The 13,168-nt window shown below is 46.5% G+C and carries 9 protein-coding genes; 3 read left to right on the top strand and 6 right to left on the bottom strand.

The features are described from left to right. Positions 1–26 precede the first annotated feature (26 nt). Positions 27–2,342, top strand: a complete 2,316-nt coding sequence (locus ACYQ0C_RS04370) for an outer membrane beta-barrel family protein (protein WP_016277115.1) — start codon at positions 27–29, stop codon at positions 2,340–2,342. 60 nt (positions 2,343–2,402) lie between these two features. On the opposite strand, the gene ACYQ0C_RS04375 is transcribed toward ACYQ0C_RS04370, so the two are convergent. The 6 genes from ACYQ0C_RS04375 to ACYQ0C_RS04400 form a co-directional block, all read right to left on the bottom strand. Beyond that, a complete protein-coding gene (locus ACYQ0C_RS04375; RefSeq protein WP_016277116.1) occupies positions 2,403–3,317 on the bottom strand; it encodes a nucleotidyl transferase AbiEii/AbiGii toxin family protein in 915 nt (304 codons plus the stop codon). Further along, complete coding sequence (locus ACYQ0C_RS04380) at positions 3,310–4,071, bottom strand: type IV toxin-antitoxin system AbiEi family antitoxin (protein ID WP_016277117.1); 762 nt, start codon at positions 4,069–4,071, stop codon at positions 3,310–3,312. Before ACYQ0C_RS04380 ends, ACYQ0C_RS04375 begins: the two co-directional genes overlap by 8 nt. Positions 4,072–4,654: 583 nt before the next feature. Continuing rightward, entirely contained in the window at positions 4,655–6,283 is a 1,629-nt protein-coding gene (locus ACYQ0C_RS04385; protein WP_016277118.1) for a VapE domain-containing protein, read from the bottom strand. Between the two features lie 977 nt (positions 6,284–7,260). Then, complete coding sequence (locus ACYQ0C_RS04390) at positions 7,261–8,121, bottom strand: Rpn family recombination-promoting nuclease/putative transposase (protein WP_016277119.1); 861 nt, start codon at positions 8,119–8,121, stop codon at positions 7,261–7,263. 186 nt (positions 8,122–8,307) lie between these two features. Beyond that, positions 8,308–8,937 carry a cytidylate kinase-like family protein gene (locus ACYQ0C_RS04395; RefSeq protein WP_025076727.1) on the bottom strand — a complete coding sequence of 210 codons (630 nt, stop codon included), beginning with the start codon at positions 8,935–8,937 and terminating at the stop codon, positions 8,308–8,310. Positions 8,938–8,990: 53 nt separating this feature from the next. After that, positions 8,991–10,361, bottom strand: coding sequence for an MATE family efflux transporter (locus ACYQ0C_RS04400; RefSeq protein WP_016277121.1), 1,371 nt, complete (start codon positions 10,359–10,361; stop codon positions 8,991–8,993). A 122-nt stretch (positions 10,362–10,483) separates the two neighbouring features. On the opposite strand from ACYQ0C_RS04400, the gene ACYQ0C_RS04405 reads away from it, so the two are divergent. Both ACYQ0C_RS04405 and xseA read left to right on the top strand, forming a co-directional pair. Then, on the top strand, positions 10,484–11,857 hold the full coding sequence (locus tag ACYQ0C_RS04405) for a S8 family peptidase (RefSeq protein WP_016277122.1): 1,374 nt from the start codon (positions 10,484–10,486) through the stop codon (positions 11,855–11,857). Next, complete coding sequence (xseA, locus tag ACYQ0C_RS04410) at positions 11,857–13,164, top strand: exodeoxyribonuclease VII large subunit (RefSeq protein WP_016277123.1); 1,308 nt, start codon at positions 11,857–11,859, stop codon at positions 13,162–13,164. Before ACYQ0C_RS04405 ends, xseA begins: the two co-directional genes overlap by 1 nt. Positions 13,165–13,168: the final 4 nt, after the last annotated feature.

Below are 13,168 nucleotides of genomic sequence, written 5' to 3' on the forward strand. Positions count from 1 at the left end.
TTTGCGTAAATTTATAAAAAATATATATGAAAAAGTTATTATTACTAACCTTATGCTTAATGGTAAAAAGTCTGTCCATGCAGGCGCAAACTATCAGCGGAAAGCTGATAGATGAACACAAACAACCTGTGGCCTTTGCCAATGTAGTGTTGCAAACGCTTCCTGATTCGGTTTTTCTTCAAGGCACAATCACTGACGAACAAGGGAAGTTTGTTTTTGATAAAGTAAATCAGAACCAAAGTGAGAAACTTATTCAGATTTCTTGTCTCGGCTATGAGTCATTGCATCAGCATGTTGTAACGGGGGATGTCGGTGTGTTGTCTTTACGGTCGTCCGCCATTATGCTGGGAGAAACCGTAATTACAGGCCGGCGGCCTACTTATTCATTGAAAGGGGCGTCACTGACAACAAATGTTGAAAATACATTGCTTAGCAGTTTGGGAACAGCCCATGATGTATTAAAACGTATCCCCGGATTAAAAACGGGTGACGGGACAGTTGAAGTGTTTGGAAAAGGAACTCCGATCATTTATATCAATGGAAGAAAAATAAGAGACTTGTCTGAACTGGAGGAACTGAACTCCAGAGACATCGCTAAAATAGAATTGATAACCAATCCCGGAGCGGAATATGATGCCGAAGTCAAATCTGTTTTAAGAATAAAGACCGTACGCCGCACAGGCGAAGGATGGGGAGGCAATGTACGTTCCATGTTGCAGAAAGGCAGGTTGTGGAGTAACAACCAGCAATTGGCTTTGAATTATCGTAAAAACAATCTGGATATATTTGGTTCATTTTATTATAACAAGCAAAAACGAAAGACCGGGCAGGAGGACTTGCAGACAGTATATATGGACAAGCTGCTGGAGATAGATGGAGATTCGGAAAGTCCTTATTCTACTGAGAATATACAGGGAGAAGGAGGGGCCAACTATCAGCTGAACGAAAATAATTCCTTGGGAGTTCGTTATACATACAACTATTATTCGAATGACAGCCATGTTTATTCATTGTTTCGTGTTAGAGAAAACAATCTCGATTTTGACAAGTTTGATTTTACTAATGCAATGGATGGAAGTGGCGAGACACATAAAGTGAATGCTTATTATAACGGAGTATGGGGACGGCAACTAAATGTTGACTTTAATGTTGATTGGCTGTATAGTGACAACGACACCCGGCAGAACATCATGGAAAACAGCATGAATGAAGAAGATCGTACTGTACATTCCGTAAGTGGATCCCGGAATAACCTGTATGCCTGCAAGCTGGTGTTTTCTCATCCTGTGTTTGCCGGTATCTTGCAATTTGGCACGGAAATCAGTTTGACTAACCGCCATAGTCACTATGTGAATGAAGAGCAAATCATGAACGATGCTTTCGATAAGATCACATCTTGCAATCAGGCTGGATTTGTCAGTTATGATCTGCCTGTCGGGAAAACCTCGCTGAATGCCGGACTGAGATATGAACATGTTTCTTTTAATTATTATGAGGATGGCGTGAAACAAGAGGGCCAGTGCAAGGAATATAATAATTTATTTCCCAGCCTCTCATTTTCATTCCCTGTCGGGAAAGCACAGTTCGCGCTGGGATATTCGGCACGCATACAGCGTCCCGGTTATTTTATGTTACGTAGCGATGTGCAATATGCCAACCGATATACATACGAACGGGGAAATCCGTTGCTACAGCCTGAAATATCTCATGATCTGTCCTTTCAGGGCGGATACAAGTTTGTTCAATTGTCTGCTTTTTATTCCTATACCAAGGATGCTATAGTATCTGTGGCCCGTCCTGATGATAGCGACAACCGGATAACCGTATTCGGAATGGAAAACATATCATCCTGGCAGAATTTTGGAGCAACTTTGTCTTTATCTCCTAAAATAGGAATATGGGAGCCTATATGGAATTTGCAGTTCATGCGTCAAATCCTTATGGGGACGCATAGAGGGAATTTGAAACATTTTAACCGCCCGGCCTTGGCAGCCGACTGGAATAATCAGTTCAGTCTGCCCGGACAATTTATCCTCTCTATTGATGCTTCATGCACTAATTCATATCACAGTGGATATAACCGCATGAAGGCTGTAGCCTGGATGGATTGCGGTCTTCGTAAGTCCTTTTTCAAGAATACATTGGATGTCAGTGTGCAGGTGAATGATGTATTCGCTTCTAAAAAGGAGAAGTATTTAGTTTATGGACCAATGGTCACTTTCAACAAACGGGGAGATAGCGACAGCCGTCAGGTAAGACTCAGGCTTGCTTATCGTTTTAACTCTGTTCGTAGCAAATATAAAGGAACAGGAGCGGCAGCCGGTGAGATGGGACGACTGTAAGGGGAAATCCTAACTTTATAGCTTACATGTAGATACAATACGCTTATGAAATTATTAATGTTACCTCTCGGTTACCTTTCCAAAGAATTGTTTCAATCGTTCAATGCCTTGTTGGTGCTTCTGTGGATTGGTATTTTTCAATTTGACAATGTTTTGTAATTTCCATTTTACTGATGGATAGTTGCTCAAATCCCCAGTAGAACACTTACTCCAATCAGGAGTGCCTTCTTCAAATGAGATTATAAAATCCTTGTCCGTTTCTGTTAATGCGGCATTGACTTGTGCAGTCAGATTTATTCTGGCTTCTTCATAATCGGCATAACTAAACTCAACATCAGACATGCCCTTAAATTGATTCTCCAAAGCATCCGTTTGATCAATGCTATTGGGTTGCAAAGATTCAATAATGGGCTTGTCGCTACCAAGTAGGCATAACATAAAACCATCTTTCACATCATCGAAAGACGATATTTCCATATACTTGCAATCAAACAAGTCTCGTGGATGCTGGCGACTCAATGCAGCTGTTATCTTACCGCCATATAATTGTGAATATGACACGGTACGAGCCTTACATGCCATACTGAACTCTTGTTGAGCCTTATCACACAACATCTTATCTTCAGTCACTCCGATTATACCTCTCTTCGTGCCATTTACCTCAATCTTAACGGTTGCTCCGTTGAGTGTACATTGCAGTTTCCATACATCATACTTCGGCACAACTTTAATACCTGGAATAGACTTCTCTATATTTGCTTTAAGAGTTTTTAGATGTTCGTTAATGGTCTTCAAACTCTCTTCTCTTTCCTGTATTGGGATGTAGGTCAAGTCAATATCCACAGAGTAACGAGGCATATTCTTATGAAACAGATTGATGGCTGTTCCTCCGTGAACCGCAAAATCCTTGATACGATAAACCGATGGCATAATGCGTATCAAAAGGGCTACTTGTTTTTTGTATATATCATTCATATTCGTTCAACTCTTTAGGTATTGTTATTCTGTACTTCTTTATATATATTCCATTCTCTACTAATTGCTGTTTGGATGTACCGAGATTTATTTTGTCTATATTCAGCATATCGAACCAATAATGTCCTGCTTTTTCAGCCATATATAGGAACACTCTTTTAACTCGTTGATTGTTTATGTTTTCAAGTAGTGTTTGCACCACATCGGCACGCAATGAGGTTAATTGCTCCATTATATAATATAAGTCCATATAATTATATTGTTCTGGAGCCAAAAGCAAGCATTCCATAAAAGCCTGTTCTGGAGAAGACGCCAAAACATCAACTCCCTCTATCTGTATGATACTTGTTTGGGGGGCATCAATCATTTTAGTGCTAAATGGTTTGAAATTCTTGTCAAAAGAATCACTTGTCATCCATTTGGGTATATTAGTATGATAGGCTACTACAAGCAAAGGCTTTCCCATCGGAACATAATGATTGAAACCGAAAAGTTCCAATGCCGAATGTGCAGCCACTCTTACCTTTTTATTTAACTGTTCATTGTAGCATGACAATGCAGCGAATGAAGATAATGAATCTCCAGTACGATACATTACTCCTTTATCCAAAGTCTCAAGCCATCCAGATTGTCGATACTTTCTTATCAACTGATCTGAATAACCATTTTTTCTTAACCAATCAGAGAAAAAGAGTCCGTTTTTCTTGCCTAATACAAGTAATCGGTTTAATTTACTTTGATATTCTAAACTCATAGTTTATAATAATCGATTAAATTCAACTGCAAAGATAGTGTATTTCTTAGAGCCTGTTTAAATTTTCTTCAATAATAATTTTATTGCTGAACTTTTGACCATTTCCTCTGCCGAATCGAATGTTAGTTCATAGTTCCTGCAGAGCCTCCTGTCATTTTCCATCCATGAAAAATGTTCTTTCCACAATCCATTTTTTTAAAGTTTGGTCACTTCAAACAAAGATATGATTGGGCAGATACGGAAACCTTCTTAAAATTTTATTTCAACCATTTTTAAAAGGCTCTAAATCTTGCTTCATCTTTTTCTGATTTTACAGGCAGGTTACAACGTACTTACGCTTGTTACACCCCGCACACGTTACTAACCTTTCAAAGAAGGTGTGTCGTAATACACGATGCTCCTTCTTTTTTTTCATTGACTATAAAAATCGACTCATTGTTATTGAATGAGAGCATGAGAATAAAAAATAGTAGAGAGCAGCAGATTTATTTTAATCTTATTATAAGTTCCTATGTTTGTAATTGCAAACAAGCCAAAAATCGAACAGGCTAAAACAGGTCTGATAAAAGATAAAGGCGAATGTTTAGCATGCCACCACGCGGTACACATTCCCCTTGGCGGTATGCACCCGTTCGCCCAGCTGGGGCAGGATACGGCTCAGGCTGTAGGCGGTCATGCCCCTCATGACCGAAGGATGGGCGGCTTTCATGCGCTCGAACAACTGGGTGGCGGAAAGGGTCAGCACTTCCTGCGGATGGTCCTCTTCGGTGGCAAAACGGAAGCAGAGGCGGAATACTTCCTCTTCGGGTATGTGTTTGTAGAACAGTGCGTTGTGCTGCTGCATGGCTTGTTCCTCTTCCTTGTTGAACCAGCTTCGCTCACCGGACAGAAGCTCCGCCTTGAGCTGGGCGTACAGCTGCTTGTGCTCTACGGGCGTGGCGCAGTCTATGGCGTGTTCCAGGCTGACACAGAGAAAACGTCGTGAGCCGGTGCGGTCCACCAGCAGGTCCTCCCGGTTGCTGGTGCCGATGAACGAGGCGATGCGGGGAAGTGCCGATGCACTGCGTTTGTAGGCCTTGCGGATGTTCAGTGCGGAGGCCTGCATCAGGTTCTTCAGCAAGGGCATTTTGGATGCGCCTAGTTTGTCAAACTCATCCAGGTTGATCAGGCCGTAGGCGGCCAGTCTGGCTTCGGCGGATGCCGGGGAGTTGAGGTCGTAACTTTCCGTGTAGTAGGCTTTCAGCGTATCGGGCATCAGCAGGCGGCAGAACGTACTTTTCCCCAGTCCCTGACGGCTGCTCACCAGCAGGGGGGCCACACTGTTGGCGCGGTTATTATCCGGATTAAGCTGCATCCATTGGGCGGAGAGCCCCAGCATCCAGCGGTGGAAACCGTTCATCCATACCGGGTCTTCGGACACCCGGCGGGCGAGTGCGGATACCCGGTCCGTTCCGTCCCATTCGGGGAGGTGCTCAAAGTAGGCGGTGAAGGGATGGTATTCGCTGATGCGGCGCGAGCGCACAAAGCGTTGGATGTCCCTGTCCCAGCAGTCTATGCCTGTTTCGATGGCTTCCATACTGAGCGAGTTCATCCATCGCTCGTCCACCTTGGTGTAGCGCAGGTGGGTGTCGGGAATGTCATTTGCTCTGTCTGTTACGTTTTCTATGTTTGCCACCTCGGTTTCCTCGGTAAGGACATTGAAGCGGAAACGGTAGCGGGAGGTGAGGAAAGCGGTCACCTCCTGCATCAGGGTACGTGATTTTGCCTTCCTGCCGGTGTCCTCCGAGGGTGCTTGTTCCGTTTTCTTTTGAACGTCTTTCGTATGGGCGGAATGTTCCTTTGCTTTTTCGGTTGAGGCTGCCGGGCGTTTGTGGGAAACGTCCATATTTTCCGGCAGGTTGTCCTTGCCGTTTTCAGCGAGGAGCACCTGTGATCCGGTCACTTCTCTCACTCCGTCTTCGCCTGACACGATGTAGTGGTAACTGCCCGTGGGTGCCTTCCCGTCGGTGCGCGGAGTCCAGTTCAGTACCAGAGCCAGCTGCCCCTCGCGGATATCCAGTGCCAGACGCACACCGGGGATAGTGCGGCAAAGCGGCATCACTCCGTTGAGGGCGGATACGAGATCACGGCGCAATGTTCCCTCGGTGGGAACAGGGCTTGACAGGAATTTGCTTCCGAAGAAGACTGTTTTGAGAGTGGCGAATACATTCATAGGTTACTTTTTTTAGTTTGGCAAACTACAAATATACAACATAAAAAGGCGTTTGTCAAGAGGGGCGGGTAATAGGGTGTGGAACTTGGTGCAGGATTCGATGAAACTTGGAGCAAGATCCGATGGGACTTGGTGCAAGATTTAATGGAACTTGGTGCAAAATTCAATGGATGCAGGGCGCAATACATACGTATGTGTAGGCCGATGCTTGCGTATGTGTGCCCCGATGCTTATGTACGTGTGGGCTTACACGTTACTAACATGCGGGCTGACACGTTACTAATGTTATTGTTGAATACGCCTTTATGTTTTTAAAATACACCTTCAGGTTTTACGAATATGTCTTCAGGCTTTTAAAAAACAACTATACGTTTTTAAAACACGCCAGCTTGTTCAGTGCACAGACTTAGCCTGTTCAACGTACAGACTTAGCCTGTTCAGCTTACAGACCTGGTCTGTTCCGTGTATTACTCCCCCACTAATCCGATACGCTCCCTTTTCCCCTCATCCTGTCATCTTATGTAATATGCACAGAAAATCAGCCGGTTAAAGCTGAAACCACTTCCCCTCACGTCCATTTCAGCCCGTATCGTTTTGTCCCTTCACAAAAAATATGAAAGAGCAGGCTGAAAGGAGGCTGACAGGGCAATGACAGGATGTCCCTTCATAACCGGAACGCCTATGGGCAGGGAGTTTCAGCGATAGTTGAAAGGAGGAAAGGAACAACCGGATTTTATCGCTGGGCCATTTATATTTTTAATAAAATTCTGTGGCGTTATAGCTCTTTGTTTTTTCTTGCAAAGGTTATAAAAAATATATATGAAAAAACGATGCTTTCGATAAGACTACATCTTGCAATCAGGCTGGATTTGTCAGTTATGATCTGCCTGTCGGGAAAGCGCAGTTCGCGCTGGGATATTCGGCACACAGACGGAATATCGGGACTCGTTTTCCTTGGTATTCCGCCTGTTTTTATTTTATAGGTTCTCCACTTCTTCTTCAGACAGCCCGGTGATGTTGGTGATCAGACTTGTGTCCATCCCCATCTTTTTTAAATTGGCTGCTATCGCCTTTTTCTCCTCTTTTTTCCCTTCTTCTATTCCTTTTTTCAATCCTTCTCTCATCCCTCTTCTTTCAGCGCTGTTGTAAAGTGTCTTTTCCACGCTGATAATATCCCAGAACTTTTCATATCCCAGCAACTGTGCCGGTGTGAATGCGGATTCCTCTATGGCTGTGACTGCTTTGTGTATTTCCGGGTTTGCCATCAGGTCTTCCGGCACCTCCCGTGTGTGTCCGTTTATTTCTGTCAGATAACGGAGCCACAGTGCTTGCATTTTCTTTTCTGTGTAGCTGTGCGGCTGGAACTTTGGCAGCTCTACAAATACCAGATGCAGCCCGTCTATCACTTTCTCGCTATGTTCCACGTGCACCAGTCTGTAGTAATGATAGTATCCTTCCAGTTCTTTTTCAAAAACCTCGTTGACCAGATTCAGGGAATAGACCGGCTGCAGCAGTTCATACTGTTCGCCGGCGTCAAGTTGGCGCACGTATGCTTTCGAGGCGTTGAACAAGATGCGCTGCTTGAACTCGGGAGACCATATCATCTGCATTCCCACGATGAACTGTCTGCCGGATTTGTCCTTGCACCGCACATCCACTATACTATTCTTCCGCAGCGGGTTTTCGGGCACAATTTCAGTGGGCAGGTATTCAATGTCCGCTATCTCCTCTTCCTCAGAGAGGGGCAGGAGTGCGTTCAGTAAACTTTTCACCAGGTCCGGATGCTCTCCGAACACTTTCTTGAAGGTCAAATCCGCCTTGGGGTCTAAGTATCTCATAATGGTTGGGTCTAAATGTTGCTATGGGCAAAGGTAGGCATAAAAGATGTAATGTGAAAGCAATCAGGCGAGTATGTTTCGACAATCTTTCCGCAGGATCCCCGCTCTTATTTGTTTCTTGCGACTCCCTGAGAAAAAAGTTGCGGCCATTTATGCCCTCAACTTTCTTTTGAAAAAGAATTCCGGTTACAAGCCTAGCTTCAGCTTCACAAACTCTTTGATGAACTGCACGGTTCCGTCAATGCCCAGTACGGACGAGTCAATGCATAAGTGATAAGTCCCGGCAGCCCCCCATGTTTTGTAACTATAATAATTATAGTAAGCAGACCGTTTTTTATCTGCTTTTTCCATTAGCTCCTCGGCGGTTTCTGCGGAAATGCGATGAATGCGCGTCAACCTTTCTACACGCGCTTCCCTGGAAGCGGAAACGAATATATTGACACAACGGGGGTGGTCACGCAAAATGTAATCGGCGCACCGGCCCACAAACAAGCACGACTGTCTGTCTGCCAGTTCGCGTATCACGTCGCTCTGTATCTTGAACAGGGCATCGTTACTCAGGCAACTGCCGTATGGAATAGCTCCGTCACTGATAAAAGGAAAACGGGTTCCGAACAGACCGCCGATGATGCTTTGGGAAGCCTTTTCATCTGCTTTCTCGAAAAACTCCTTGCACAAACCGCTTTCTTCCGAAGCCAGCTTGATTAACTCTTTATCATAAAAGGCGATACCAAACGCTTGAGCCAGTTTCTCGCCTATTTCTTTTCCTCCGCTACCCAGTTGGCGTCCCAGGTTGATGACATAATGCTCGTTCATAGTCGTTTTCTATTGATTATGCGGACAAATATAACGAAACTAATCTTTAATTCTTAATTTTCAACTTCTAATTTGTTGCCGTGGACCTTAAAAATCTTGAACTGGCGGTAAAGCATGATGCCTGCCACAACACTTGCCGCCAAATCTGATATAGGCATGCTCCACCAGATTCCTGTCGATCCCCAGATGAGGGGGAGCAGGATGATGCAGGGGAGCAGGAACAGCAACTGCCGGGTTAGTGACAGGAAGATAGCTTTACCCGCCATGCCGATGCTTTGAAAGAAATTGGAGGTGACCATCTGGAAACCGATAATGGGGAAGAATATGACCACAATGCGTAAGCCGGTGGCGGATAGCTGTATCAGTCCCTCATGGGTGGTGAAAGCGGATACGGCCAGTTGGGGCATCAGCTCACCTACCAGAAAGCCGGTTGTTGTAACGGCGGTGGCGCCATAAATGGTCAGCTTCAGAACCTGGTTTACACGATGGTATTGACGGGCTCCGAAATTGTAACCGGCTATGGGTTGCATGCCTTGGTTCAGCCCCATCACAATCATGACGAACAGGAAAACAATCCGGTTGACAATGCCAAACGCACCGATGGCAAGGTCGCCGTCATACTGTTTCAGTCCCTTGTTGATGAAAATCACAATAAAGCACGCCGCCAGATTCATGAGGAACGGAGACATGCCGATAGCGATGGTGTTTTTTACAATCGTGCCGCGCAGTTTGTAGATGCCGCCGCGGAGATGAAGCAGCTCGTTCCGGTTGGTGAATGTCTTGAATTGCCACACCAGCGAGATGATTTGCGCCAGAATGGTGGCGATGGCGGCTCCCTGGATTCCCCAATGGAAGCCATAGATAAAAAGAGGGTCAAGGAGGGTATTGATAATCACTGTGGTAATGGTGGCTGTCATTGCTTTTTGCGGATGGCCCGAAGCGCGCAGCAAGGCATTCAGACCTAAGTACATGTGGGTTACAACATTGCCCAGCAAAATAATGACCATATAGTCTCGTGCATAAGCGATGGTATCTGTGCTTGCCCCGAAGAAATAGAGGATCGGGTCAAGAAAGAGCAGCGTAAGTATGCTGAATCCTATACCTATGATAAGGTTCAGCGTAACCACATTCCCCAAAATGTTTTGGGCGGTGGCATAATCTTTCTGTCCTAACTTTACGGAAACCAAGGTAGAGGCGCCCACACCGACCAATGAGCCGAATGCTGCTGCCAAATTCATCAACGGGAAAGTGATGGCCAGTCCCGAAATAGCCAAAGGGCCTACGCCGTGGCCGATGAAAATGCTGTCCACCATATTATATAGTGAGGATGCTGTCATAGCAATAATGGCGGGTATTGCATATTGTAAAAGTAATTTTCCGATGGGTTGTGTTCCCAATTCTGTGGGTGTTCCTGCTTTTGCCATACTTTATTCTCTGTCTTTTTACCTGTTTAACCTGAAATTGACCGCAAAGGTACACAAAAAATGAGTGTGAGGAAAAAGTTTGTTTATCTTTGCATGAATAAAAAATAAACGGAATAGAATTCATGAACAGTCAAAGAGGAATAGTAGGCTGCCTGCTATTGGTATGCGCCTTACAAGTATCGGCACAAGTGAAAACTTACAAATATCGTATCAATCTTCGCGACAAGGCGGAGACAACTTACACATTGGACAATCCGTCGGCCTATTTGTCCGGACGTGCGATGGAGCGTCGCACGAAACAAGGGTTGCCGGTTGATTCTACAGATCTTCCTGTGTGCCGGACTTATATCCACGCGCTGGCTGAAAAAGGAGCGCAGCCGGTTTCTACGAGCAAATGGAACAATACGGTGGTGGTACAGGTGGCCGATACTTCGGTCATTGCCGGGATAGCGGAGCTGCCTTTTGTGACCGCTGTCCGGAAAGTATGGACAGCGCCCGACAGTATCCCTGCCCGCAATGCCGACCGTAAGAAAGAGGTGACCAACAAGGTTACGAAGAACGATCATTATTACGGAGATGCCTGGCGGCAGATTGCCGTCCATCACGGTGACAGCCTTCATGGCGCAGGCTTTCGTGGCGCAGGCATGCAGATAGCGGTCATTGACGCGGGCTATTACAATGCCGATGAAATAAGTGTCTTTAAAAAAATGAATTTGCTGGGAACACGCGATTTTGTCAACCCCCGCTCGGACATTTATGCCGAGAACTATCATGGCATGAAAGTGTTATCCTGCCTGGCGGCCAACCGGCCGCATGTATTGGTGGGCACGGCTCCCGAAGCCGCCTATTGGCTGCTGCGCAGTGAGGATGATGATACGGAACAGCTTGTGGAAGAGGATTACTGGGCCGAGGCGTTGGAATTTGCCGATAGTGCAGGGGTGGATGTGGTCAATACCTCATTGGGGTATTATGAGTTTGATGACAAGGCCATGAACTACCGTTATCGTGATTTGGACGGGCGTTATTCATTGATGTCCCATTCCGCCTCTCTGGCTGCCGATAAAGGGATGGTTGTGGTGTGCAGCGCCGGAAATTCGGGCCGTGGCGTCTGGAAGAAGATTACTCCGCCGGGAGATGCGAAGAATATCCTTACGGTGGGAGCTGTCAACAGAGAGCTGGTCAACGCTGATTTCTCTTCGGTGGGAAATACCACAGACGGCCGTATAAAGCCGGATGTGATGGCGGTGGGAGTCTCTTCGGCCGTGGCGGGTACTGACGGAACGGTTTCTTATGCCAACGGTACCTCGTTCGCATCGCCCATATTGTGCGGACTGGTAGCCTGTTTCTGGCAGGCATGTCCCTGGCTCACTGCCCGGCAGGTGGTGGAGGCGGTGCAGAACGCAGGCGACCGTAAAGAGTATCCCGATAATATATTCGGTTACGGTATCCCCGATATCTGGAAAGCTTATCAAACAGCATTAAAAAAGAAACCCTGATGGAAGAACATGCTCTTTCTTTATATGAACTGAATGCGTTGGTAAAGCGCAGTATCAACACCTGCATGCCCGACACTTATTGGGTTCAGGCGGAACTGAGCGATGTGCGCTCCAATTATTCCGGTCACTGCTATCTGGAATTTGTACAGAAGGAGCCGCGGGGGAATAAGCTGATAGCCAAGGCAAGGGGGACTATCTGGAGCAATGTTTTCCGCCTGTTGAAGCCTTATTTCGAGGAGGAGACGGGGCAGGCTTTTGTGGCGGGCATTAAAGTGATGGTGAAAGTGACTGTGGAGTTTCACGAATTATATGGTTACTCGCTTACCGTGCAGGATATAGACCCTACTTATACATTGGGGGATATGGCACGCCGCCGTCGCGAGATACTGAAGCAGCTGGAGGAGGAAGGCGTCCTGACCTTGAACAAGGAGCTGGAGATTCCCTTGCTGGCGCAACGTATAGCTGTTATCTCCTCGGCTACGGCTGCCGGTTATGGGGATTTTTGTAATCAGTTGGAACATAATCCATACGGCTTTGTCTTTTATCCCCGTTTGTTCCCTGCCATCATGCAGGGGGAGCGGGTAGAGCCATCGGTCATTGCCGCGCTGGATGCCATCAACGCCTGTCGTGACCATTGGGATGTGGTGGTGATTATCCGGGGGGGAGGCGCCACGTCCGATCTCTCGGGGTTCGATACATACGAGCTGGCGGCCAATTGCACCCAGTTTCCTTTGCCTATTATCACCGGCATAGGGCATGAGCGCGATGATACGGTGCTGGACAGTGTATCTCACACCCGTGTCAAGACGCCTACCGCCGCCGCCGAGTTTCTGATCAATCATTTGCACGACACGGCCGAGGTGCTTGAAAACCATGCGTCCGCCATTCTTCAGGCTGTTTCCACCCGTATGGAGCGGGAGAAGGTACGGCTTGCCCGGATAGCGGAGCGTATTCCCGTGCAGACGCGGATGAGGCTGAATGAGGAACATTATCGGCAGGAGCGGATCATGAAGCAGTTGGAAGTAGGCTGGCAGTCCCGTCTGGCAAAAGAGACTCATTTTCTGAATATGCTGGAGACGCAGCTGGGGGTTGTTTCACAGCGTCGTCTGGTGAAAGAGCAACATCGTCTTCAGCTGTTGGAGCAGGAGGTGAAGGCGGCATCTCCCGAGCATCTGTTGAAAAGGGGGTACAGTATCACGCTGAAAAATGGTAAAGCGGTGACCGATGCTTCTGCCTTGCAGCCGGGTGACGAGCTTACCACCCGTTTGGCTCAAGGGGAGATAAAGAGTATAGTAACTAAAAAATAAAACG

This window comes from Phocaeicola sartorii JCM 17136 = DSM 21941, assembly GCF_054653615.1.

Bases quoted from the DNA above. Each gene is read 5' to 3' on its own strand.
- ACYQ0C_RS04370 (WP_016277115.1), top strand. From the start codon at position 27: ATGAAAAAGTTATTATTACTAACCTTATGCTTAATGGTAAAAAGTCTG.
- ACYQ0C_RS04375 (WP_016277116.1), bottom strand. From the start codon at position 3,317: ATGAATGATATATACAAAAAACAAGTAGCCCTTTTGATACGCATTATG.
- ACYQ0C_RS04380 (WP_016277117.1), bottom strand. From the start codon at position 4,071: ATGAGTTTAGAATATCAAAGTAAATTAAACCGATTACTTGTATTAGGC.
- ACYQ0C_RS04385 (WP_016277118.1), bottom strand. From the start codon at position 6,283: ATGAATGTATTCGCCACTCTCAAAACAGTCTTCTTCGGAAGCAAATTC.
- ACYQ0C_RS04390 (WP_016277119.1), bottom strand. From the start codon at position 8,121: ATGAGATACTTAGACCCCAAGGCGGATTTGACCTTCAAGAAAGTGTTC.
- ACYQ0C_RS04395 (WP_025076727.1), bottom strand. From the start codon at position 8,937: ATGAACGAGCATTATGTCATCAACCTGGGACGCCAACTGGGTAGCGGA.
- ACYQ0C_RS04400 (WP_016277121.1), bottom strand. From the start codon at position 10,361: ATGGCAAAAGCAGGAACACCCACAGAATTGGGAACACAACCCATCGGA.
- ACYQ0C_RS04405 (WP_016277122.1), top strand. From the start codon at position 10,484: ATGAACAGTCAAAGAGGAATAGTAGGCTGCCTGCTATTGGTATGCGCC.
- xseA (WP_016277123.1), top strand. From the start codon at position 11,857: ATGGAAGAACATGCTCTTTCTTTATATGAACTGAATGCGTTGGTAAAG.